This window comes from Serratia sp. TMDUHS_CL (assembly GCF_037137105.1).
GTDB classification, from domain to species: domain Bacteria; phylum Pseudomonadota; class Gammaproteobacteria; order Enterobacterales; family Enterobacteriaceae; genus Serratia; species Serratia nevei.
Genome location: NZ_JBBBDV010000015.1, coordinates 43999 through 67723, shown reverse-complemented (window position 1 = coordinate 67723; position 23725 = coordinate 43999). Strand labels below are relative to the sequence as shown.

16 protein-coding genes and 1 pseudogene are annotated in these 23725 nt (G+C 62.8%); 12 read left to right on the top strand and 5 right to left on the bottom strand.

Going from position 1 to position 23725, the window contains the following annotated elements:
• The first annotated feature begins 29 nt into the window (after positions 1-29).
• Complete coding sequence (locus tag WCL58_RS22160) at positions 30-3356, top strand: diguanylate cyclase (protein WP_283440007.1); 3327 nt, start codon at positions 30-32, stop codon at positions 3354-3356.
• Positions 3357-3548: 192 nt separating this feature from the next.
• Entirely contained in the window at positions 3549-3902 is a 354-nt protein-coding gene (locus WCL58_RS22155) for a DNA-binding protein (protein ID WP_049200678.1), read from the top strand.
• Between the two features lie 12 nt (positions 3903-3914).
• On the opposite strand, the gene alkA is transcribed toward WCL58_RS22155, so the two are convergent.
• A complete protein-coding gene (gene alkA, locus WCL58_RS22150) occupies positions 3915-5405 on the bottom strand; it encodes a DNA-3-methyladenine glycosylase 2 (RefSeq protein ID WP_336851610.1) in 1491 nt (496 codons plus the stop codon).
• 164 nt (positions 5406-5569) lie between these two features.
• Between alkA and yegD the strand changes: the two genes are divergently transcribed.
• The gene (gene yegD / locus WCL58_RS22145; protein WP_100396704.1) at positions 5570-6922 is read left to right on the top strand and encodes a molecular chaperone; all 1353 of its coding nucleotides are present in this window, start codon (positions 5570-5572) and stop codon (positions 6920-6922) included.
• Between the two features lie 51 nt (positions 6923-6973).
• Positions 6974-7540 (top strand): GNAT family N-acetyltransferase, encoded by a 567-nt coding sequence (locus WCL58_RS22140; RefSeq protein ID WP_141959914.1) that lies wholly within the window; start codon positions 6974-6976, stop codon positions 7538-7540.
• Here WCL58_RS22140 and WCL58_RS22135 read toward each other — a convergent pair.
• Positions 7537-8154 carry a pyridoxamine 5'-phosphate oxidase family protein gene (locus tag WCL58_RS22135; protein ID WP_060424858.1) on the bottom strand — a complete coding sequence of 206 codons (618 nt, stop codon included), beginning with the start codon at positions 8152-8154 and terminating at the stop codon, positions 7537-7539. The genes WCL58_RS22140 and WCL58_RS22135 overlap by 4 nt on opposite strands.
• Before the next feature lie 68 nt (positions 8155-8222).
• Positions 8223-9176 carry an aldo/keto reductase gene (locus WCL58_RS22130; RefSeq protein ID WP_060441154.1) on the bottom strand — a complete coding sequence of 318 codons (954 nt, stop codon included), beginning with the start codon at positions 9174-9176 and terminating at the stop codon, positions 8223-8225.
• Positions 9177-9449: 273 nt separating this feature from the next.
• Here WCL58_RS22130 and WCL58_RS22125 point away from each other — a divergent pair, with 273 nt between their 5' ends.
• From WCL58_RS22125 to baeR, 6 genes are read left to right on the top strand one after another with little or no spacing between them, the layout of a single operon-like run.
• Positions 9450-10691: an MdtA/MuxA family multidrug efflux RND transporter periplasmic adaptor subunit gene (locus tag WCL58_RS22125; RefSeq protein WP_087762426.1), complete on the top strand. Its 1242-nt coding sequence runs from the start codon at positions 9450-9452 to the stop codon at positions 10689-10691.
• Positions 10691-13810, top strand: coding sequence for an MdtB/MuxB family multidrug efflux RND transporter permease subunit (locus WCL58_RS22120; RefSeq protein WP_187322671.1), 3120 nt, complete (start codon positions 10691-10693; stop codon positions 13808-13810). Before WCL58_RS22125 ends, WCL58_RS22120 begins: the two co-directional genes overlap by 1 nt.
• Positions 13807-16887, top strand: coding sequence for a multidrug efflux RND transporter permease subunit MdtC (gene mdtC / locus WCL58_RS22115; protein WP_141959916.1), 3081 nt, complete (start codon positions 13807-13809; stop codon positions 16885-16887). Before WCL58_RS22120 ends, mdtC begins: the two co-directional genes overlap by 4 nt.
• A gap of 10 nt (positions 16888-16897) precedes the next feature.
• Positions 16898-18328 (top strand): MFS transporter, encoded by a 1431-nt coding sequence (locus WCL58_RS22110; RefSeq protein ID WP_185741746.1) that lies wholly within the window; start codon positions 16898-16900, stop codon positions 18326-18328.
• Positions 18325-19707 (top strand): two-component system sensor histidine kinase BaeS, encoded by a 1383-nt coding sequence (gene baeS / locus WCL58_RS22105; protein WP_049202687.1) that lies wholly within the window; start codon positions 18325-18327, stop codon positions 19705-19707. Before WCL58_RS22110 ends, baeS begins: the two co-directional genes overlap by 4 nt.
• A complete protein-coding gene (gene baeR / locus WCL58_RS22100; RefSeq protein ID WP_060441150.1) occupies positions 19707-20423 on the top strand; it encodes a two-component system response regulator BaeR in 717 nt (238 codons plus the stop codon). The genes baeS and baeR overlap by 1 nt, the downstream gene beginning before the upstream one ends.
• A 10-nt stretch (positions 20424-20433) precedes the next feature.
• Here the strand turns inward: baeR and WCL58_RS22095 are convergent.
• Positions 20434-20820: pseudogene (locus tag WCL58_RS22095) on the bottom strand (type II toxin-antitoxin system VapC family toxin); the annotation flags it as partial.
• A 3-nt stretch (positions 20821-20823) separates the two neighbouring features.
• A complete protein-coding gene (locus tag WCL58_RS22090; RefSeq protein WP_004941563.1) occupies positions 20824-21087 on the bottom strand; it encodes an antitoxin in 264 nt (87 codons plus the stop codon).
• 337 nt (positions 21088-21424) lie between these two features.
• On the opposite strand from WCL58_RS22090, the gene WCL58_RS22085 reads away from it, so the two are divergent.
• On the top strand, positions 21425-21763 hold the full coding sequence (locus WCL58_RS22085) for a YegP family protein (protein WP_038873760.1): 339 nt from the start codon (positions 21425-21427) through the stop codon (positions 21761-21763).
• A gap of 301 nt (positions 21764-22064) precedes the next feature.
• Positions 22065-23417, top strand: a complete 1353-nt coding sequence (trhP, locus tag WCL58_RS22080; RefSeq protein ID WP_336851609.1) for a prephenate-dependent tRNA uridine(34) hydroxylase TrhP — start codon at positions 22065-22067, stop codon at positions 23415-23417.
• The last annotated feature ends 308 nt before the right edge of the window (positions 23418-23725 follow it).

Sequence of the window (23725 nt, the reverse complement as noted above, 5' to 3'; positions counted from 1 at the left end):
ACTGACAGAGGCCATCGGTAAGGGTGTCTATGGAGATCAGCGCGCCGAACACGTTCGGCACCCACAAAGGCGTCATGCTGACGCATTCCCTGTTAGTGGCGTTGGCGACGTTTCTGCTCGCCTTGCTGAGCCTGTCGCTGTCCAGCGAAGCCCGCCACTTCACGCCGCTGTGGTTCCCGACCGCCGCCGCGATCGCCGTGCTGTACCGCCACGCCCCGCGCCACTGGGGCCTGCCGCTGCTGGCCAGCGGCCTCGGCATCGTGCTCGCCAGCTTCTTGCTGTTCGGCGTCAGCGCCACTCCCGTCAAGCTGGCCGCCATCAACCTGCTGGAAGCGGCGGTTTGCGCCCTGCTGCTGCGCCGCACGCTGCCGGCGAACGATCCGCTGAGCGATCTGGGCTGCTGGCTGCGCTTTGTGGTGTGCGCCGTGATCTTCACCCCGCTGTTCAGCGCGCTGCTGGCCGCCGGGCTCTCGCCCACGCCGGATCAAACGTTCTGGCAATCGTTCGGCATCTGGTTCATCTCCGAAGCGATAGGGGTGCTGTCGCTGGCGCCGCTCGGCCTCACCTATCACCGCCGCACCTTGGCGGCGCTGAACCCCTACCCACTGCTGCTCACGCTGATGGGCTCCCTGGCCTTCAGCTACCTGGCGCTGACCTATCTGCCGTTCCCGTTCACCTTCGTCATCCTACCGCTGCTGTGGGCCGCCATCGCGCTGCCGCGCTTCGAAGCCTTCGCCGTCTGTTTCTGCACCCTGCTGCTGATCACGGTGCTGATCTCGCTGGGCGTGCTGCACCTGCAGGCCTCTGCACACGTCTTCGGTGAGCTTGGCCTGTACTTGCCGATGCTGCTGATCCTGATCCCGGCACACGCGATGGCGATGGTGATGCACACCTTCCGGGTGGAGAAACAGCACATCGTCGAGAGCGAAAGCCGCTTTCGCAGCGCGCTGGAGTATTCCGCCATCGGCATGGCGCTGGTGTCGCCGGAGGGCAAATGGCTGCAGGTCAATCAGGCACTGTGCAAACTGCTCGGCTATACGCCGGAAGGGCTGCACCGCCTGACGTTTCAGGCCATCACCCACCCGGACGACCTCAACGCCGATCTCAGCCAGCTGCACGATCTGCTCGACGGCCACATCAGCAGCTACACCATGGAGAAACGCTATATCCGCAGCGACGGCCAGACCGTTTGGGCGCTGTTGGCCGTCTCGCTGGTGCGCGACGCCGAAGAGCAACCGCTGTACTTCATCTCTCAGGTCGAGGACATCAGCGGCCTCAAACGCAGCGAGGCGGAGAACAACCGGCTGGTGGAGCGCATTACGCTGGCCAACCAGGTGGGCGGCGTCGGCATTTGGGAATGGGTGATGAGCCAGGAAAACTTCACCTGGGATCAGCGCATGTTCGAACTCTACGATCTCAATCCCGACCAAACGCCGACGCTGGCGCTGTGGCGCACCCTGCTGGTGCCGGAAGATCGCGAGCGTACCGATCGCGAGCTGGCCGCGCTGCTGGCCGCTCCCAAGCCTTTCGTTATGGAATTTCGCATTACCACGCGCGGCGGCAAATTGCGCCATATTCGCGGCCAGGGCAACGTGATCCTCGACGACCAGGGCCAGCCGCTGCGCATGATCGGCACCAATATCGACATGACCGAGCTCAAGATCCTCGCCGAGGCGCTGCACGAAGAAAAAGAGCGCCTGCACATCACCCTCGACGCCATCGGCGAAGGGGTGATCTCCACCGACAGCCACCTGCGCATCACCTTTATGAACCCGGTGGCCGAGCAGATGTGTGGCTGGCCGCTCGAGCTGGCGATCGGCATGCCGGTCGCCGGCGTGGTGCGCCTGACCAACGGCAAAGACGGCCCGGAAATCGAAAACCTCACGCAATACCCGCGGCAGTGGCCGGCGGATTACGCGCTGGTGCTGCACAGCCGCGACGGACGTTATTTCGACGTGCAGCAGTCGGTCTCACCGCTGAAAACCCTCGATGGCGAAACCATGGGCGCGGTGATGGTGCTGCAGGACGTCACCGCCTCGCGCGAACTGATGAAAAAACTCAGCTACAGCGCCTCGCACGACGCGCTGACCGGCCTGCCGAACCGCACCCGCTTCGAGAAGCAGCTGAAGGCGGCGATCGCCGCCGGCGGGGAACCGTCGTCGCCGCATTCGCTGGTGTTCCTCGATCTGGATCGGTTCAAAGCGGTAAACGACACCGCCGGCCACGCGGCGGGTGATGCCTTGCTGCGGGACATCGCCCAGCTGATGCGGCATCAGCTGCGCAACAGCGACTGCCTGGCTCGGCTAGGCGGCGACGAGTTCGGTTTGATCCTGTTCGACTGCCGGCTGGAGCAGGCGAAATCGCTGATGCAACAGGTAGTCAGCCAAATCAGCCAGCATCCGTTCTACTGGGAAGGGAAAATTTATCGCGTCGGCGCCAGCGCCGGCATCACGCGCATCGGCGGCGACGCCAAAAGCAGCGAACTGCTGGCCCAGGCCGACATCGCCTGCTACACCGCCAAGCACCACGGCCGCGGCCAGGTTTATCTGTACGAAACGCGGCAAAAACAGATGCTGGAACGGCAGCATGAATTGCTGAACCCACAGGAGGTACAGACGATCATCAGCGAGGGGCAGCTGCGGCTGCTGACCCGCGCGGTCGCGCCGCCGGCAACGCCGCTGTCGGCCGCGTTTCACCACGTGAAACTGCAGGTGATGGCACCGGACGATCGGCCGCTGCCGCACGAGGCGTTCATCGCCGCGGCGCAGCTGTACGGCCTGATGCCGGACATCGACCGCTGGGCGGTGACGCAGCTGCTGGTATCGTACGCCGACGACATCAAGCGCAAGGGGCTGTCGCTCGCGTTGCCGCTGGCTACCGACAGCCTGCTGAACACCGACTTCCAACGCTTCCTGACGGAAACGGTGCGCGCTTCCTCGCTGCCGCCGCGGGCACAGCTGTTCAGCGTTGATGAAGCCGTGGTGCTGGAACACGCCGCGCAGTGCCGAGCGTGTCTGCGCGAACTGCAGCAGCTGGGCTGCCGACTGATCGTCAATGGCTTTGGGCATAACATCAATGCCTTCGATGAGCTGGGCGATCAGAAGATAGACATCATTCGCATCGATGAACGCTTTATCACCAACCTGCACTGCAACCAGATGGATGAGCTGATGGTCTCGATGCTCAACGGCGCGGCGCATCGGATCAAGGCGCAAACGCTCGCCGGGCCGGCCCACCAGCCGGTGACGCTGCAGGCGCTGCGCGATGTCGGCGTCGATCTGGCAGACGGCGACCAGGTGGCGCTGGAGCAGCCGTTGGCGGTTCTGCTCAGCGACGGCTACTTCGGCATCCGCTAACGCCTTCCCTCGCCGGCGCCGTCTCACGGGCGGCGCCGCACCTCTCATCTTTCACATTATGTTAACCAATACGAGATTAGTGATATAAATAACACCTGAAGCTTAAACGATTAAGTAAGATGAAGCTCCCATGCGGACATCGACGTATCCGTTGATTTTCCTCGACATGTGATAGCTCAGGGATAAGGGACTATGGAAAAGAAATGGTTTTCCGCCAGGGAACTGATGGGGAAAGCGGGGTTGCCCTCGACCCCGCAAGGGGTCAATCTGATGGCCCGACGCGAAGGCTGGGTCAGCCGCCGCCGCAGCGGCGTGCAGGGTAAAGCGCTGGAATACCATATCGACAGCCTGCCGTTCGGCGCGCGCAGCCTGTCGGCCTTACGCGAGGCCGACCATCCGGACTACGACATCAAACGCCAGGATCCTATTCGGGTCTGGATCGAGTATTACTACCATCTGACGCCGGCCGAGCGGGAAAAGCTGCTGGCGTTCCTGATGCGCGAAGGCATGAGCCGCCTGCTGCAGCTGATCGACGCCCCGCGCTAGCCCGAGTGCGCCTCACTCCTCCCCTTCCGGCGCCCAACCGTCGTTGTGCCACAGGTGCAGCGTGGCGTAAGAACGCCACGGGCGCCAACGTTCGGCATAGCGTTCGATCTGGCGCGGCGTCATGCCGGGGAAACGCTGTTTGATCAGGTAATCGCCGGCCAGGAACACGTCCGGCCACGACCAGGCGCGCATGGCGATATAGCTGGCGGTCCAGCTGCCGATGCCCGGCAGCGCGGTCAGCGCCTTGATGCCCTGTTCGATATCCAGCACGTTATCGAGCTGCAGCCGCCCTTCGCCCAGCGCGCGGGCGATCTCGATCAGCGCCGCCGCGCGCTTCAGCTGTACCCCGAGCAGGCGCAGTGCTTCGGGCTGCAGCTGCGCCACCCGTTCGGCGCTAGGGAAAACGTGGGTGATGCCCTCGTGCGGCGCCGCCAGCGGTTCTCCCCAACGTTCGGCCATCCGCCCGGCGAAGGTTGCCGCCATTTTCACGCTGACCAATTGCCCCAGCACCGCACGCGCCGCCTGCTCGAAGCTGTTTACGCAACCCGGCAAGCGCAGCCCCGGCGCATCGGCCGCCAGCGAACCCAGCGCCTCATTGATGCGATCCGGCGCGGCGTCCAAATCGAACAGCAAGCGTATGCGGCGCAGCACCTCCGTCGTCACCAAACTGAGCGCCGGCGCGATCTCTACCCTGACCCGGTTGCGCGCTTCTTCCGGCTGCACGCTGAGCCAGCCGCAATACTCCGTACCGCCCTGGCTGACTGAGATCGAACGCAGATAGCGGCGGCCCTCGACCCGCTCTACGCCCTGCACGGCGCGCGCCTGCAAGAAGTTCAGCATGCGATCCCAGTCATAGGGCGGCCGATAGCCCAGGTGGAACACCAGGCCGCTGGCGGCGGCCCGTTCACCGCGCGCGCCGCCGCTGCGCAGCGCCGACGGAATCAGGCGATAGCGCGCCTTGAACAGCTCGTTGAAACGCCGCAGGCTGCCGAAACCGGCGGCGAATGCCACTTCGCTGAGCGGCAGATCGGTATCCGCCAACAGGCGTTTGGCCTGCAGCAGCCGGTGCGACTGCGCGTAATCGATCGGCGAAGCGCCAAACTGCTCGGCGAAGATACGCCGCAGGTGGCGATCGGAAATGCCGAGCCGCGCCGCCAGCGCTTCGCAGCTGTGTTCGGACAGATAGCCCTGCTCGATGAGCTGCACCGCCACCTGCGCATAGCGGTTGCCCAGATCGATCAGCGCCAGGCCGGGCGCCAGTTCCGGCCGGCATTTAAGACAGGGGCGAAAGCCCGCCAGCTCGGCCGCCGCCGCGCTCGGATAGAAGGTGCAATTTTCCAGCTTCGGCGTGCGGGCGCTGCACACCGGGCGGCAATAAATGCCGGTGGAAGAGACGCCGACGAAAAAGCGGCCGTCGAATTTGCGGTCACGCGCGCGCAGCGCGTCGTACAACGCTTGCTGTTGGGTATTCATGGCAACGCTCGGGTTCGGTTTTTTCTGCATTATGGGGCTCGGCTGGCGCGCTGACGTGCGGAATTCGGACATTAAGTTAAGCATGCCGATGCCGCGCCCGCTAAATTTTTCGACACTCGCGCATCAGCGCATTGCCCACCGGCCCCGTCTCGGGTAAAGTCGCCCCCCTTCATTGGCATGGGGACAAAAAAGAGATGTTTATTGGATTCGACTATGGGACAGCCAACTGTTCCGTCGCGGTGATGCGCGACCACGGCCCCGAGCTACTGACGCTGGAAAACAACGAGCCGTATCTGCCTTCAATGCTGTGCGCGCCGACCCGCGAAGCGGTGAGCGAGTGCCTGCACCGCCACTGGCAGGTACCGACCGGCAGCGAAGAAAACCAGCAGCTGCTGCGCCGCGCCATCAGTTACAACCGCGAAGAGGACATTCCGGTCGGCGGCGACAGCGTGCTGTTCGGCCTGCAGGCGCTGGCGCACTACATGGAAGATCCGGAAGAGGTGTACTTCGTGCGCTCGCCGAAGTCCTTCCTCGGCGCCAACGGCCTGAAGCCGCAGCAGATCGCCCTGTTCGAAGACCTGGTCTGCGCCATGATGTTCCACATCAAACGCCAGGCGGAAAACGTGCTGCAGGCCGGTATCGATCAAGCGGTGATCGGCCGACCGATCAACTTCCAGGGCATCGGCGGCGAAGAGGCCAACCGGCAGGCGCAGGGCATTTTGCAGCGCGCCGCCGAACGCGCCGGTTTCAAAGAGATTGAATTCCAGTTCGAGCCGGTGGCGGCAGGGCTGGACTTCGAGGCGACGCTGAGCGAAGAGCAAACCGTGCTGGTGGTGGACATCGGCGGTGGCACTACCGACTGCTCGGTGCTGCTGATGGGCCCGCAGTGGCGCGACCGCGCCGATCGTCAGCAGAGCCTGCTGGGCCACAGCGGCTGCCGGGTCGGCGGTAACGATCTGGACATCATGTTGGCCTTCAAACAGCTGATGCCGCTGTTCGGCCTGGGCGGCGAAACCGGGAAAGGCATCGCCCTGCCGGCGCTGCCTTACTGGAACGCGGTGGCGACCAACGACGTACCGGCGCAAAACGACTTCTACAGCGCCGCCAACGGCCGCGTGCTGCGCGATCTGATCCTCGACGCGGCGGAGCCGGAAAAGGTCAAACGCCTGCTGAAAGTGTACCAGCAGCGCCTGAGCTACCGACTGGTGCGCGCGGCCGAAGAGAGTAAGATAGCCCTGTCCGGCCAAACCGCTATCAGCGCGCCGCTCAGCTTCGTGCAGGCCGATCTGGCGGAAAACATCAGCCAGGATCAGCTCGCCGACGCCATCTCGCAGCCGTTGATGCGCATCCAGGAGCAGGTCAGTGCCGCGTTGGCCAGCAGCCAGACCGCGCCGCAGGTGATCTACCTGACCGGCGGCAGCGCGCGTTCGCCGCTGCTGCGCGCCGCGCTGCAACAGCAGCTGCCGGGCATTCCGATCGTCGGCGGCAACGACTTCGGCTCGGTCACCGCCGGGCTGGCGCGCTGGGCGCAAACGCTGTTCCGTTGACGGCCCAAGGGCGCGGCTCGCCGCGCCCTTGCTCATTGGAGGCTATGCATCATGTCCACCATCCTTACCCTCGACAGCGACAGGCTGCGGCTGCGCCCCTGGCGCGACGACGATCTGCCGGCCTTCGCCGCGCTTAACGCCGATCCGCAGGTGATGCGCTATTTCCCGGCGACGATGACGGCGGAAGAAAGCCGCGCGCAGGCCGAACGCATCCGCGCCTTCATGCAGCAACATGGCTGGGGGCTATGGGCGGTGGAAGTGAAAGGCGGCGCGCCCTTTATCGGTTTTGTCGGGCTGGCGCGGCCGGGCGACGACCTGCCTTGCTCCCCCTGCGTGGAGATCGGTTGGCGGCTGGCGGCGGCCCACTGGGGCAACGGCTACGCCGCTGAAGCGGCAGGCGCTGCGCTGGCGTGCGCCTTCGACACGCTGCACTTGCCGGAAGTGGTGTCCTTCACCGCCGAAAACAACCAGCCGTCACGCCGGGTGATGGAGCGCATCGGCATGCACTTTGACGGCGAAACCTTCCTGCACCCGCGCCTGCCGGCGGGGCACCCGCTGCAAAAACATGTCTTGTACCGGCTGAACCGGCAAACGTGGCGCGAACGCCGCGGCGATTAATACAGCGTATCCTTCAGCCGCTGCGGCAGCGCCTGGTCGTACTCCTCACCGTCGAAGCGCGTTTGGCTCACCGCGGCCAAAATATGGCCGGGACTGGGCAGCGCCGAACGTTCGAGGCGGCTGCCCTCTTCCCAAAGTCCCGAACGCAAGATCGCCCGGCTGCACTGGAAGAACACCGCCTCCACCCGAATGCGCAACACCGAACGCGGCAGCTGATTGCGGTGGGCGAAGCGCTGCAGCACCGCCGGCGCCACCACGATCTCCGCCCGCCCGTTAATCCGCAGCGTTTCGCCAATGCCGGGGATCAGCAGCAGCAGCGCCACCCGGTTGTCGTGCAGAATATTGCGCAGGCTATCGATGCGGTTATTGCCGCGCCGATCCGGCAGCAGCAGGGTTTTCTCGTCTTCGATGTGGAGAAAACCGGCCGGATCGCCGCGCGGCGAGACATCCATGCCGTCCGGCCCGACCGTCGAGAGGGCGGCAAACGGCGCCGCCTCGATAAACGGGCGGTACGCCGGGTGGATATAGCTGACTTCTTTAAAAACCGAGGGGGCGCCGGGTTTGCCGTACAGCTGTTCCAGCGTCGCGAGGTCGTTGATGGTATCACCAGACATTGCGGTTTCCTGAATGGGCCATGTTGACCCCTTCAGCATAGAGCAAAATCGCCGCCGGGTAACGCGCCTTACCCGGCGCTGGCGTGGTTCAGCGCCTGGATGTCGTCCGCATCCAGCGTCAGGTGGGTGGCGCTGACCAACTCATCCAGCTGCGGCAACGAGGTGGCGCTGACGATCGGCGCGGTGATGCTCGGGCGCGCAATCAGCCAAGCCAGCGAGACCTGCGCCGGGGAGGTGCCGTGCTTACCGGCCACCTGATCCAGCGCCGCCAGAATGCGGAAGCCGCGCGGGTTAAGGTAGCGTTCGACGATGCGATCGCCGCGCTGGCTTTTGCCTTCATCCGCTTTGCTGCGGTATTTGCCGGTCAGGAAGCCGCTGGCCAGCGCGAAGAAGTTGATCACCCCGAGACCATGGCGCTGCGCCACGCCTTCCAGCTCGGCTTCATACCCTTCTCGCGCATACAGATTGTATTCCGGCTGCAGGGTTTCGTAGCGCGCCAGCCCGTTGCTTTCACTCACCCGCAGCGCTTCTTCCAGGCGATCCGCCTGATAGTTGGAGGCGCCAATCGCCCGCACCTTGCCGGCTTTGATCAGCGCATCGAACGCCGCCAGCGTCTCTTCCAACGGCGTATCGCGGTCATCGTCGTGCGATTGGTAAAGATCGATATAATCGGTTTGCAGGCGGCGCAGCGAGTCTTCCACCGCCTGCTGAATATAGCGCGGCGACAGCCCCTGTTTGCCTTCGCCCATCGGTTTGCCCACCTTGGTGGCAATGATCACCTGGTCGCGCTTGCCGCTCTTCTTGAGCCATTCGCCGATGACGGTTTCCGATTCGCCTCCCCGATTGCCCGGCGCCCAGCTGGAATAAACGTCGGCGGTGTCGATAAAGTTGAGCTGATTGTCCACCAGCGCATCCAACAGGCTGAAAGAGGTCGCTTGATCCGCCGTCCAGCCGAACACGTTGCCGCCGAAGGTCAACGCCGGCACCTGAATGCCCGAACGGCCCAGTTGTTTTTTGCTCATTGATAGAGGCTCCATGGGTTAAATAATTCGCTCGTTAATTATTAGCGCCAAGTACAGAAAGTCGTTAAAACGCATTGGCTATAAGTTAAAACCCAACGCTTATAAACAGCGTAGGCAACAATCGTTAACTTATTCGGAAAATGCTGACGGTTCCTCCTTATTTCCTTCATTTTTATGCCGCTTTGGCTAGCTAAACTAGTATTCTGTAAGGAGTGTCACTTTTGTGGCAATGCGTGCCCGCACGGTTGTCCTCTGGAGAGAATTTTCGCCGCCATGAATGCAAAACCCCAACGTCGTTCCCTGATGCTGCGCCTGCTGGTTGCCGCCATCGTGGCCATTGTCGCCGTGCTGATTTGGCGTCATTTCAACGCCGCGCCGCCGGCCGCTGAAACACCGGCGGCAGCCCGCCCTGCCGGCGGTGCCAAAGGAGCGGCCGCCGGTGGCAAACGCCGCGGCAATCTGTCGCCGGTTCAGGTGGCCACGGCCACGCAGCAATCCGTGCCGAGCTATCTGATTGGGCTGGGCACCGTCACCGCCGCCAATACCGTTACCGTCACCAGCCGGGTCGACGGCCAACTGATGACGTTGCACTTCACCGAAGGGCAGCAGGTGAAAGCCGGCGATCTGCTGGCGGAAATCGATCCCCGGCCATTCCAGGTCCAGTTGACCCAGGCTCAGGGGCAGCTGGCGAAGGATCAGGCGACGCTGGCCAACGCCCGGCGCGATCTGGCTCGCTACCAGCAACTGGTGAAAACCAATCTGGTCTCTCGCCAGGAGCTGGACACGCAGGCCTCGCTGGTGCAGCAGACCGAAGGGTCCATCAAGGCCGATCAGGGCGCGGTGGACAGCGCTCAGCTGCAGCTGACCTACAGCAAAATCATCGCCCCGATCTCCGGCCGCGTGGGCCTCAAACAGGTCGATATGGGCAACTACATCACCAGCGGCTCCACCGCCATCGTGGTGATCACGCAAACGCATCCGATCGACGTGGTGTTCACGCTGCCGGAAAGCACCATCAGCGACATCATGAAGGCGCAAAAGGCCGGCCCGGTCAGCGTCGAAGCCTGGGGGCGCACCAACAAGACCCTGTTGGCGCAGGGCAATCTGCTCAGCCTGGATAACCAGATAGACACCACCACCGGCACCATCAAGCTGAAGGCGCAGTACGCCAACCAGGACGACGCGCTGTTCCCCAATCAGTTCGTCAATGCGCGGCTGAAAGTCGCCACGTTGCAAAACGCCATCGTGGTGCCGACCGCCGCCGTGCAGATGGGCAACGAAGGCAACTTCGTCTGGACGATGGACGATGAGAATAAAGTCAGCAAACGCCTGGTCACCGTCGGCATTGAAGACAGCCAGAACGTGGTCATCGCCAGCGGCCTGAACGCCGGGCAACGCGTGGTGACCGACGGCATCGACCAACTGACGGAGGGCATGAAGGTTGAGGTGGTGACGCCGCAAACCAAAGCGGCCGGCGGCAACGCCGCACCGCACGCCAAGCGGGAGAAAGCCTGATGCAGGTGATGACGCCGAACCCCGGCGGCGGCCCGTCCCGCCTGTTTATTCTGCGCCCGGTCGCCACCACGCTGCTGATGGTGGCGATCCTGCTGGCGGGGATCATCGGCTACCGCGCGCTGCCGGTTTCCGCCCTGCCGGAAGTGGACTATCCGACCATTCAGGTGGTGACGCTGTACCCCGGCGCCAGCCCGGACGTGGTGACCTCCGCCATCACCGCGCCGCTGGAGCGCCAGTTCGGCCAGATGTCCGGCCTCAAGCAGATGCTGTCACAGAACTCCGGCGGTGCCTCGGTGATCACCCTGCAATTCCAGCTGGCGCTGTCGCTGGATATTGCCGAGCAGGAGGTGCAGGCGGCGATCAACTCCGCCACCAACCTGCTGCCGACCGATCTGCCCTACCCGCCGATCTACAGCAAGGTTAACCCCGCCGATCCGCCGATCCTGACGCTGGCCGTGACCTCCACCGCCATGCCGATGACGCAGGTGGAAGACATGGTGGAAACTCGCGTGGCGCAAAAAATTTCCCAGGTGACCGGCGTCGGCCTGGTCACCCTTTCCGGCGGCCAGCGCCCGGCGGTACGCGTGAAGCTCAACGCGCCGGCCATGGCGGCCAACGGGCTCGACAGCGAAACCGTACGCACCGCCATCACGGCCGCCAACGTCAACTCCGCCAAAGGCAGCCTGGACGGCCCGACCCGCTCGGTCACCCTGTCCGCCAACGATCAGATGAAGTCCGCCGATGAGTACCGGCGGCTGATCGTCGCCTACAAAAACGGCGCGCCGATCCGCCTGCAGGACATCGCCACCGTCGAACAGGGTGCGGAAAACACCCGGCTGGCGGCCTGGGCCAACAAGCAGCCGGCGATCGTGCTGAACATTCAGCGCCAGCCCGGCGTCAACGTCATCACCACCGCCGACAGCATTCGCGAAATGCTGCCGACGCTGATTAAAAGCCTGCCCAAGTCGGTCGACGTCAAAGTGCTGACCGACCGCACCACCACCATTCGCGCCTCGGTCAGCGACGTGCAGTTCGAGCTGCTGCTGGCGATCGCGCTGGTGGTGATGGTGATTTACGTGTTCCTGCGCAACGTGCCGGCAACCATTATCCCCAGCGTGGCGGTGCCGCTGTCGCTGGTCGGCACCTTCGCCGCCATGTACTTCCTCGGTTTCTCCATCAACAACCTGACGCTGATGGCGCTGACCATCGCCACCGGCTTCGTGGTGGACGACGCCATCGTGGTGATCGAGAACATCTCGCGCTACATCGAGAAAGGCGAAAAACCGCTCGACGCCGCGCTGAAAGGGGCCGGCGAAATCGGCTTCACCATCATCTCGCTGACCTTCTCGCTGGTGGCGGTGCTGATCCCGCTGCTGTTCATGGGCGACATCGTCGGCCGCCTGTTCCGCGAGTTCGCCGTGACGCTGGCGGTGGCAATACTGATCTCCGCCGTGGTGTCGCTGACGCTGACGCCGATGATGTGCGCCCGCCTGTTGAGCCATGAGTCGCTGCGCAAGCAGAACCGTTTCTCCGCTGCCTCGGAACGTTTCTTCGAACGTGTGATCGCCGGCTACGGCCGCTGGCTGAAAGTCGTGCTCGCCCACCAGTGGCTGACGCTGTGCGTGGCGTTGAGCACCCTGGCCGTCACCGTGCTGCTCTACCTGTTCATCCCCAAAGGCTTCTTCCCGATTCAGGACAACGGCCTGATCCAGGGCACGCTGGAAGCGCCGCAGTCGGTGTCGTTCAGCAAAATGGCGGTGTTGCAACAACAGGTCGCCGCGCAGGTGCTGCAAGATCCGGCAGTAGAGAGCCTGACCTCGTTTATCGGCGTCGACGGCACCAACGCCGCCCTCAACAGCGGCCGGCTGCAGATCAACCTGAAGCCGCTGAGCGAACGCAGCGACAGCCTGCAGACCATCATCGACCGGATGCAGGAGAAGGCGGCAGCACTGCCCGGCCTGAAGCTCTATCTGCAACCGGTGCAGGATCTGACCATCGACACCCAGGTCAGCCGCACGCAGTACCAGTTCACCCTGCAGGCGATGTCCCTCGAGCAGCTCAGCCAATGGGTGCCGCAGCTGGTCGACGAGCTGCGGCAGACGCCCGAGCTGCAGGACGTCAGCAGCGACTGGCAGGATCAGGGGCTGGAGGCCTATATCAACGTCGATCGCGACTCGGCGTCACGCCTCGGCATCCAGATGAGCGACGTGGACAGCGCGCTGTACAACGCCTTCGGCCAGCGCCTGATCTCCACCATCTACACCCAGGCCAACCAGTACCGCGTGGTGCTGGAGCATGACGTGCAGGCGACGCCGGGGCTGGCGGCGCTGAACGATATCCGCCTCACCAGCAGTACCGGCGCCGTGGTGCCGCTGAATACCCTCGCCAAAATTGAACAGCGCAACGGGCCGCTGGCGATCAACCACCTCGATCAGTTCCCGGCGACCACCGTCTCCTTCAACGTGGCGGAGGGCTACTCGCTGGAAGAAGCGGTCAACGCCATTACCCAGGTCGAGAAGACCCTGGCGATGCCGAAAGACATCACCACCAAGTTCCAGGGCGCGACCCTGGCCTTCCAGGCGGCGCTCGGCAGCACGCTGTGGTTGATCCTGGCGGCGGTGGTGGCGATGTATATCGTGCTGGGCGTGCTGTATGAAAGCTTCATCCATCCGGTCACCATCCTCTCCACCCTGCCGACCGCCGGGGTCGGCGCGCTGCTGGCGCTGATGCTGGCGGGCAGCGAGCTGGACGTGATCGCCATCATCGGTATTATCCTGCTGATCGGCATCGTGAAGAAAAACGCCATCATGATGATCGACTTCGCCCTGGCCGCCGAACGCGAGCAGGGCATGAAGCCCTATGACGCCATCTATCAGGCCTGCCTGCTGCGTTTTAGGCCGATCCTGATGACCACGCTCGCCGCCCTACTCGGCGCGCTGCCGCTGATGCTCAGCACCGGCGTCGGCGCGGAGCTGCGCCGGCCGCTCGGCATCTGCATGGTCGGCGGCCTGATCATGAGCCAGATCCTGACGCTGTTCACCACCCCGGTGATTTACCTGCTGTTTGATAAACTGGCGCGCAACACCCACGCCAAAGAAGAAGCGCGGGAGACACCGTGAAATTCTTCTCGCTGTTTATCTTCCGGCCGGTGGCCACCACCCTGCTGACGCTGGCTATCGCGCTGGCGGGCGCGCTGGGCTTCAGCCTGCTGCCCGTCGCGCCGCTGCCGCAGGTGGACTACCCGGTGATCTCCGTCACCGCAACCTTGCCGGGCGCCGATCCGGAAACCATGGCGACCTCGGTCGCCACCCCGCTGGAGCGCGCGCTCAGCCGCATCGCCGGGGTTAACGAAATGACCTCAATGAGCTCGCTCGGCAGCACCCGCGTGATCCTGCAGTTCGATCTCAGCCGCGACATCAACGGCGCGGCGCGCGACGTGCAGGCGGCGATCAACGCCGCGCAAAGCCTGCTGCCCTCCGGCATGCCGAGCCGCCCAACCTATCGGCAGATGAACCCGTCGGACGCACCGATCATGATCCTGACGCTCACCTCCGACACCTACAGCCAGGGGCAACTTTACGACTTCGCCTCCACCCAGCTGGCGCAGAAAATCGCCCAGACCGAGGGCGTCGGCGACGTCACCGTCGGCGGCAGCTCGCTGCCTGCGGTGCGGGTGGAGCTGAATCCTTCCGCGCTGTTTAACCAGGGCGTATCGCTGGACAGCGTGCGCCAGGCCATCAGCAACGCCAACCTGCGCACGCCGCTCGGCTCGGCCGAAAGCCAGGACAAGCGCTGGCAGATCCAGAGCAACGACCAGATCAAGAAGGCCGAGGGCTACAAGCCGCTGATCGTGCATTACAACAACGGCTCCGCCGTCCGGCTGAGCGACGTCGCCAACGTCATCGACTCGGTGCAGGACGTGCGCAACGCCGGGATGACCAACGCCCAACCGGCGATCCTGCTGGTGGTCAGCCGCTCGCCGGACGCCAACATCATCGCCACCGTCGATCGCATCCGCGCCGAGCTGCCCGATCTGCAGGCCAGCATTCCGGCCTCGATCAAGCTGAACATCGCGCAGGATCGCTCGCCAACCATTCGCGCCTCGCTGGCGGAAGTGGAGCAATCGCTGGTCATCGCCATCGCGCTGGTGATCCTGGTGGTGTTCGCCTTCCTGCGCTCCGGCCGCGCCACGCTGATCCCCGCCGTCGCGGTGCCGGTGTCGTTGATCGGCACCTTCGCCGCCATGTATCTGTGCGGTTTCAGCCTCAACAACCTGTCGCTGATGGCGCTGACCATCGCCACCGGCTTCGTGGTGGACGACGCCATCGTGGTGCTGGAAAACATTTCCCGCCACGTGGAAGCCGGCATCAAGCCGCTGCAGGCGGCGCTGCAAGGGATACGCGAGGTCGGCTTTACCGTGCTTTCGATGAGCATGTCGCTGGTGGCGGTATTTATTCCGCTGCTGCTGATGGAGGGGCTGCCGGGGCGCCTGTTCCGCGAGTTCGCCGTTACCCTGTCGGTGTCTATCGGGCTGTCGCTGATCATCTCGCTGACGCTCACGCCGATGATGTGCGCCTACCTGCTGCGCCCGCAAACGGAACGCGCGCAGCAGCGCGTGCGCGGCTTCGGCAAGCTGTTGATGAAACTGCAGCAGGGCTACGGCCGCTCGCTGCACTGGGTGCTCGACCATGCCCGATGGGTGCTGGCGATCCTGCTGGCGACGGTGGCGCTGAACGTCTGGCTGTATATCAGCATCCCGAAAACCTTCTTCCCGGAACAGGATACCGGCCGTCTGATGGGGTCGATTCAGGCCGATCAGAGCATTTCGTTCCAGGCCATGCGCCAGAAACTGCAGGATTTCATGACCATCGTGCGCGACGATCCGGCGGTGGATAACGTCACCGGCTTCACCGGCGGTTCGCGCACCAACAGCGGTTCGATGTTCATCGCGCTTAAACCGCTGTCCGAACGCAAAGAGAGCGCGCAGCAGGTGATCGCTCGACTGCGCGCCAAGCTGGCGAAAGAGCCCGGCGCCAGCCTGTTCCTGATGGCGGTGCAGGATATCCGTGTCGGCGGCCGGCAGGCCAACGCCAGCTATCAGTACACGCTGCTGTCGGACGATTTGAGCGCCCTGCGCACCTGGGAGCCGAAAATCCGCACCGCGCTGGCCGCCCTGCCGGAGCTGGCGGACGTCAACTCGGATCAGCAGGATAAAGGCTCGGAGATGGATCTGATTTACGATCGCGACACCATGTCGCGCCTCGGCATCTCGGTGTCCGACGCCAACAACCTGTTGAACAACGCCTTCGGCCAACGGCAGATCTCGACCATCTATCAGCCGCTCAACCAATACAAGGTGGTGATGGAAGTGGCGCCGCCCTACACCCAGGACGTGAGTTCGCTGGACAAAATGTTCATCATCAACAGCGAAGGCAAGGCGATACCGCTCTCCTACTTCGCGCACTGGCAGCCGGCCAATACGCCGCTGGCGGTCAACCACCAGGGGCTGTCCGCCGCCTCCACCATCTCGTTCAACCTGCCGCTCGGGGCCAGCCTGGGCGACGCCACCGACGCCGTCACCCGCGCCATGACCCAGCTCGGCGTACCGCCTACGGTGCGCGGCGCCTTTGCCGGCACCGCCCAGGTGTTCCAGGACACCCTGAAATCGCAGGTGATCCTGATCCTGGCGGCGATCGCCACGGTGTACATCGTGCTCGGCGTGCTGTACGAGAGCTATATCCATCCGCTGACCATCCTCTCTACGCTGCCTTCCGCGGGCGTGGGCGCGCTGCTGGCGCTCGAGCTGTTCGGCGCGCCGTTCAGCCTGATTGCGCTGATCGGCATCATGCTGCTGATCGGCATCGTGAAGAAAAATGCCATCATGATGGTCGACTTCGCGCTCGAAGCGCAGCGCAACGGCGGCATCAGCGCCCGAGAGGCAATTTTTCAGGCCAGCCTGCTGCGTTTCCGGCCGATCATGATGACCACGCTGGCGGCGCTGTTCGGCGCGCTGCCGCTGGTGCTGGCCAGCGGCGACGGCGCGGAGCTGCGCCAGCCGCTCGGCATCACCATCGCCGGCGGCCTGGTGATGAGCCAGCTGCTGACGCTGTACACCACGCCGGTGGTCTATCTTTACTTCGACCGGCTGCAGGCAAAGTTCCGCCGCAACAAGCAACTGGCCCCGCTGCCACACTAATGGCCGACCGATGCTGATGAAACACGCCGCCACGGTACGCTGGCAACTCTGGATAGTGGCATTCGGCTTCTTTATGCAGACGCTGGATACCACTATCGTCAACACCGCCCTGCCCTCGATGGCCGCCAGCCTGGGGGAGAACCCGCTGCGCATGCAGTCAGTGATCGTCTCCTATGTGCTGACGGTGGCGGTGACGCTGCCGGCCAGCGGTTGGCTGGCGGACAAGGTCGGCGTACAGCGGGTGTTTTTCAGCGCCATCGTGCTGTTCACCCTCGGCTCCATTCTCTGCGCCCGCTCGGATACCCTGAACGAGCTGATCGCCTCGCGCGTGATTCAGGGCATCGGCGGCGCGATGATGGTGCCGGTCGGCCGCCTGACGGTGATGAAGATCGTGCCGCGCGAGCAGTACATGGCGGCGATGACCTTCGTGACGCTGCCGGGCCAGATCGGCCCGCTGATGGGGCCGGCGCTGGGCGGCTTTCTGGTGCAATATGCCAGCTGGCACTGGATTTTCCTGATCAATATTCCGGTAGGCATCGTAGGCGCCATCGCCACGCTGCTGCTGATGCCCAACTACCAAATGCAAACCCGACGCTTCGACCTCAGCGGCTTTATCCTGCTGGCGATCGGCATGGCGTCGCTGACGCTGGCGCTCGACGGCCACAAGGGGATGGGGCTTTCCGGCAGCGCCATCGCCGGCCTGGTGGCGCTGGGCGTAGCGGCGCTGTTGGGGTATGTTTGGCATGCCTACGGCAATAGCCGCGCCCTGTTCTCGCTGCGGCTGCTGCGCACCCCGACTTACAAGATCGGGCTGCTGGCCAGCCTGCTGGGGCGCATCGGCAGCGGCATGTTGCCGTTCATGACGCCGCTGTTCCTGCAGGTGGGCATGGGTTTCACGCCGTTCCACGCCGGGCTGATGATGATCCCGATGATCATCGGCAGCATGGGCATGAAACGCATCGTGGTGCAGGTGGTCAACCGCTTCGGCTACCGCAACGTGCTGGTGGCCGCCACGCTGCTGCTGGCGCTGGTCAGCCTGAGCTTCCTGCTGGCGGCGATGCTCGGCTGGCTGTGGCTGCTGCCGGTGGTGCTGTTCTTCCAGGGGATGGTCAACTCGCTGCGCTTCTCGGCGATGAACACCCTGACGTTGAAAGACCTGCCGGATCGGCTGGCCAGCAGCGGCAACAGCCTGTTGTCGATGGTCATGCAGCTGTCGATGAGCCTTGGCGTCAGCGTCGCCGGCATCTTGATCGGCAGCTTCGCCCATCACCAGGTGGTGGCCGACAGCCCGGCCATCCACAGCGCATTTATTTACAGCTACTGCTGTATGGCGTTGATTATCGCTCTGCCCGCACTGGCCTTCGCCCGCGTGCCGGCCGATAGCGCGCCCAACCGCACGCTGACCAAAGAGCCGGGTACCGGTTCAACGAGGTTGCAATGAAGATAGGCATTACCGGGAAACTGTTCCTGGCCATTTTCGCCACCTGCATGCTGGTGCTGATCACCATGCATTGGGGGGTGCGCGTCAGCTTTGAACGCGGCTTTATCGACTACATCAAACACAGCAACGAGCAGCGCATCAACATGCTGAGCGAAGCGCTGGAGGAACAGTACAGCCACCACGGCAACTGGGTGTTCCTGCGCAACAACGATCAGGTGATCTACCAGATCATGCGCTCGTTCGAACAGAACAGCGACAGCAGCCACAACCTGCCGCCCAAGGGCTGGCGCACCCAGTTTTGGGTGGTGGACAGCCAGTTCAACCGCCTGGTGGGCCACTCCGGGCCGGTACCGAAAGAGGGCCCGCGCCACCCGATCCGCTACAACAACGAGATCGTCGGCTGGGTGATCACCACCCCGGTCGAGCGCCTGACGCGCAACACCGACATCAACTTCGATCGCCAGCAGCGGCGCACCAGCTGGATCATCGTCGCGCTCTCTACCCTGCTGGCTGCGGCGGTGACCTGGCTGCTGTCGCGCGGCATGCTGGCCCCGGTCAAGCGCCTGGTGGCGGGCACCCATCGCCTGGCGGCGGGCGATTTCACCACCCGCGTGGCGGTCAGCAGCCAGGATGAACTGGGCCGGCTGGCGCACGACTTCAACCAGTTGGCCACCTCGCTGGAGAAAAACGAACAGATGCGCCGCGCTTTTATGGCCGACGTCTCGCACGAGCTGCGCACGCCGCTGGCGGTGCTGCGGGGCGAGCTGGAGGCGCTGCAGGACGGCGTGCGCCAGCCGACGCCGGCGTCGCTCAGTTCGCTGCAGGCCGAGGTGTCTACCCTGACTAAACTGGTCGACGATCTGCACCAGCTGTCGCTTTCCGATCTCGGTGCGCTGGCCTATCGCAAATCGTCGGTGGACTGCGTGCACCTGCTGCAGATCGCCGTCGCCGCCTTTCGCGAACGCTTCCGCGCCAAAGGGCTGGAGATCGTTACGCATCTGCCGGCCCAGGCGCCGCTGTTCGGCGATCCCGATCGCCTGAACCAGCTGTTCAATAACCTGCTGGAAAACAGCCTGCGCTACACCGACGCCGGCGGCCGGCTGGAAATCAGCGCCGAGCTGCAGCCAGGGCGGCTGTTCCTCTACTGGCAGGACAGCGCGCCGGGCATCAGCGATCAGCAGCTGACGCGCATTTTCGAACGTTTCTACCGGGCGGAAGGTTCACGCAACCGCGCCAGCGGCGGTTCCGGGCTGGGGCTGGCGATCTGCCACAACATCGTGGAAGCCCACGACGGGAAAATCCGCGCCGAGCATTCGCCTTTAGGCGGCGTGCGCATTACAGTAGAATTTGCTACCCCGATAAAAAATAAGGCGCCCTGATGGACATTCAGAATCACCCCGTGCAGATCATGATTGTTGAAGATGAGCCCAAGCTGGGCCAGCTGCTGGTGGACTATCTGCAGGCGGCGGGTTACGCCACCCGCTGGCTGACCAACGGCAACGAGGTGGTGCCGACCGTGCACCAGCATCCGCCGGCGCTGATTTTGCTCGACCTGATGTTGCCGGGTGCCGACGGCCTGACGGTGTGCCGCGAGCTGCGCCGCTTCAGCGACGTGCCTATCGTGATGGTGACGGCGAAAATCGAAGAGATCGATCGCCTGCTGGGGCTGGAGATCGGCGCCGACGATTACATCTGCAAACCCTACAGCCCGCGCGAAGTGGTGGCGCGGGTGAAAACCATTCTGCGCCGCAGCTATCGGCCGCAGGAGAGCGCGCGGGAAGATGACCTGCTGCACATCGATGAGCCGCGTTTCCAGGCCAGCTATCAGGGGCAGTTGCTGGATCTGACGCCGGCGGAATTCCGCCTGCTGAAAACGCTGGCCAGCCAGCCGGGCAACGTGTTTTCACGCGAGCAGCTGCTGAACAACCTGTATGACGACTATCGGGTGGTCACCGATCGCACCATCGACAGCCACATCAAAAACCTGCGCCGCAAGCTGGAACTGATCGACGGGGAAAAATCCTTTATTCGCTCGGTATACGGCGTGGGCTACCGCTGGGAAGCCGAGCCCTGCCGGCTGGTGAATGGGGTTTAGGGGGAAAACAGCGCGTCCAGTCTTCAACCGCCAACCCGGGCACCATGGCGAATGCGCGATCGTTGGTCACCAGCGTCGCGCCACGGCTCTGCGCGTGAGCGGCGATCAGTTGATCCAGCGCGCCCATGATTTTGCCCTTTCTCTCCATGTTCGCGCGCATTTCACCGTAGCAGCGGGCGGCCTCGCTATCCCATGCATAGACCGTCACCGCGGCAAGAAAGGCCTCGACACTGCTTTGCAACGCCTTGTTCCGCCGCTTAGCGACACCGTAAAGCAGTTCCGCCTCCGTGACGCTGGAAATACACACGGCAGAAGGCGGAAGCTTTTCCATGATGCTTAGCACCTGCGGATGCTGCCGAAACAGGTGGCTGACGGTATTGGTATCAAACATGTACATCGCCTACTCTTCCTCTGAGAATGGATCGCGGTCTGCAACCCCTTGCTGACGATCTTCCGCGCCAAGAAACTCTTGCGGCACCGGCGTTTGGGCGATAATGCTCAGCAGCGGTGCCCAGCTGTCCGGCTTTGCCGGATATTTGGATAAAATCACGTTTCCCTCCCGATCGCGACGGATATAGACACGATCCGTATCAAATTCAAATTCCACCGGTAACCTCACCGCCTGATTTCTGCCGTTTTTAAACAGCTTTGCGATTCTTTCCATCTCAACACTCCACAGCAGGCATAGGCCAAAGCATATGCCTGTAGCGTGTCGATGCCAAGATGTATCGCTCACTTTTCACTCACCTTTACGTAGCGGGCAAACGGTAACGCGCAATGCTGCTCGATGAAACCACGTAATTGTCATTATGCGGCGCACTGCGCAATCACCACGCCTTCCCTTAGCTTCCCGTGCGGCGCCGGGATTCTCGGATGAAAACTCCGCGCCGGCGCAAGAAAACTGCGCATTTTTTAGACTAAGCTGCTGTGAGGTTTAGCCGCCGATTTTCAAGCGATTGGCTACACTTACATCACGAATCGGAACCTACAGGAGAAGAACCATGGCAATCGGTCATTACGAGCTGAAAAAAGCAAAGAACGGACAGTACCACTTCAACCTGAAAGCCAGTAACGGCGAGATCATTCTGGCCAGCGAGATGTACGCCAGCAAAGCGTCGGCGGAGAACGGCATCGCCTCGGTGCAGACCAATGCGCCGCACGAAGCGCAGTTTGAACTGAAGCACAGCACCAGCAATCAGCCCTATTTTGTGCTGAAGGCCAAGAACCATCAGGTGATCGGCGTCAGCGAAATGTACAGCTCCGAAAGCGCAGCCAAAAACGGTATCCAGTCGGTGATGAAAAACGGCCCGACCACCGATATCCGCGATTTGAGCGCCTGATCCCCCGTGTCGCCCGCGCGGTGGCCGCCATCGCGCGTTTTCCGTTTGACCGGGATCAATCTCCCTTGAATAAATCCGGTTAACTGCTGATTTCTTGCCGCGCTGCGGCTACAATCCCCCGCTTTTACTGCGCCATCTGGGGCGCGATATACCCACTGGCTTTCATACGGCAGCTAGGCGGCAAGTTCGTGAGTCTCCAGGAGCTTGGTCAACCAAGTGACTGGAGTGAGCGAATGCAGCCAACAACGCTGCAGTTCGAAAGACAGAGGTATACTGACCTGAAATCAGACCGAGACACACTATGTTTACACCGGAACTTCTCTCCCCGGCCGGAACGCTGAAAAACATGCGTTACGCCTTCGCCTATGGCGCCGATGCGGTTTACGCCGGCCAGCCGCGCTACAGCCTGCGGGTGCGCAACAACGAATTCAACCACGAGAATCTGGCGCAGGGCATCAATGAAGCCCATGCGCTGGGCAAAAAATTCTACGTGGTGGTGAACATCGCCCCGCACAACGCCAAGTTGAAAACCTTCCTGCGCGATCTGAAGCCGGTTATCGATATGGGCCCGGATGCGCTGATCATGTCCGATCCCGGCCTTATCATGATGGTGCGCGAAGCCTTCCCGCAGATGGACATCCACCTGTCGGTGCAGGCCAACGCCGTTAACTGGGCGACGGTGAAGTTCTGGAAGCAAATGGGCCTGACCCGCGTGATCCTCTCGCGCGAGCTGTCGCTGGAAGAGATCGCCGAGATCCGCACCGAAGTGCCGGACATGGAGCTGGAGATCTTCGTCCACGGCGCGCTGTGCATGGCCTACTCCGGCCGCTGCCTGCTGTCGGGCTATATCAACAAGCGCGATCCCAACCAGGGCACCTGCACCAACGCCTGCCGCTGGCAGTATAAGGCTGAAGAAGGCAAAGAGGACGACACCGGCAATATCGTGCACCTGCACGAGCCGATCCCGGTGCAAACCGTCGAGCCGACGCTGGGCATCGGCGCGCCGACCGACAAGGTGTTCATGCTGTCTGAAGCGCAAAAACCAGGCGAATATATGAGCGCCTTCGAAGACGAGCACGGCACCTATATCATGAACTCCAAGGATCTGCGCGCCATCCAGCACGTGGAGCGTCTGACGCAGCTCGGCGTGCACTCGCTGAAGATCGAAGGCCGCACCAAGTCCTTCTACTACTGCGCCCGCACCGCCCAGGTCTACCGCCGCGCCATCGACGACGCGGCCGCCGGCAAACCCTTCGATCCGACCCTGCTTACCACGCTGGAAGGCCTGGCGCACCGCGGCTACACCGAAGGCTTCCTGCGCCGCCACGTGCACGAAGCGCAGCAGAATTACGACTACGGCTCCTCGCTCTCCGAGCGCCAGCAGTTCGTCGGCGAATTCACCGGCGTGCGCCGCGATGGCTGGGCGGAGGTCGACGTGAAGAATAAGTTCTCACTCGGCGACAGCGTCGAGATGATGACGCCGGGCGGCAACGTGGTCTTCACCCTCGAAAGCATGCAAAATAAGAAAGGCGAGCCGATTGAGGTGGCGCCGGGCAACGGCCATATCGTTTATTTGCCGATCCCGCAGGATATCGATCTCAATTATGCGTTGCTGATCCGCAATTTGGCGGAAGAAAATAGCGCCGGGGCATAAAAATGAATCGCCGTCATTCGGCGGCGATTTTTAGCAAATATTAGAATTGGATCACATCAATGTGCGCGCAGCTTGGTTACTATCACGCTGCTTAAAACGAACAACGAAAATATTTGCATAGCAATACTAGGAACCACCTCCTTAGCCGGCCCAATCTCCCTTGGGCTGGCTTTTTCTTTATGGGCTCGCCTATTTTTTTCGCTGCGCCTATTTCCATAACTTATTCTCGTTATCCGTTTTAATAATAATAATCACGCCGCTTCGATATATAAATAACGCTACAGCGATTAATCCTCTCGTCTTTAAAA

Coding starts and splice junctions, on each gene's coding strand:
- WCL58_RS22085 (WP_038873760.1), top strand. CDS start 21,425: ATGGCAATCGGTCATTACGAGCTGAAAAAAGCAAAGAACGGACAGTAC.
- WCL58_RS22110 (WP_185741746.1), top strand. CDS start 16,898: ATGCTGATGAAACACGCCGCCACGGTACGCTGGCAACTCTGGATAGTG.
- WCL58_RS22155 (WP_049200678.1), top strand. CDS start 3,549: ATGGAAAAGAAATGGTTTTCCGCCAGGGAACTGATGGGGAAAGCGGGG.
- WCL58_RS22125 (WP_087762426.1), top strand. CDS start 9,450: ATGAATGCAAAACCCCAACGTCGTTCCCTGATGCTGCGCCTGCTGGTT.
- WCL58_RS22090 (WP_004941563.1), bottom strand. CDS start 21,087: ATGGAAAGAATCGCAAAGCTGTTTAAAAACGGCAGAAATCAGGCGGTG.
- WCL58_RS22140 (WP_141959914.1), top strand. CDS start 6,974: ATGTCCACCATCCTTACCCTCGACAGCGACAGGCTGCGGCTGCGCCCC.
- trhP (WP_336851609.1), top strand. CDS start 22,065: ATGTTTACACCGGAACTTCTCTCCCCGGCCGGAACGCTGAAAAACATG.
- baeR (WP_060441150.1), top strand. CDS start 19,707: ATGGACATTCAGAATCACCCCGTGCAGATCATGATTGTTGAAGATGAG.
- yegD (WP_100396704.1), top strand. CDS start 5,570: ATGTTTATTGGATTCGACTATGGGACAGCCAACTGTTCCGTCGCGGTG.
- baeS (WP_049202687.1), top strand. CDS start 18,325: ATGAAGATAGGCATTACCGGGAAACTGTTCCTGGCCATTTTCGCCACC.
- WCL58_RS22120 (WP_187322671.1), top strand. CDS start 10,691: ATGCAGGTGATGACGCCGAACCCCGGCGGCGGCCCGTCCCGCCTGTTT.
- alkA (WP_336851610.1), bottom strand. CDS start 5,405: ATGCAGAAAAAACCGAACCCGAGCGTTGCCATGAATACCCAACAGCAA.
- WCL58_RS22160 (WP_283440007.1), top strand. CDS start 30: ATGGAGATCAGCGCGCCGAACACGTTCGGCACCCACAAAGGCGTCATG.
- WCL58_RS22130 (WP_060441154.1), bottom strand. CDS start 9,176: ATGAGCAAAAAACAACTGGGCCGTTCGGGCATTCAGGTGCCGGCGTTG.
- WCL58_RS22135 (WP_060424858.1), bottom strand. CDS start 8,154: ATGTCTGGTGATACCATCAACGACCTCGCGACGCTGGAACAGCTGTAC.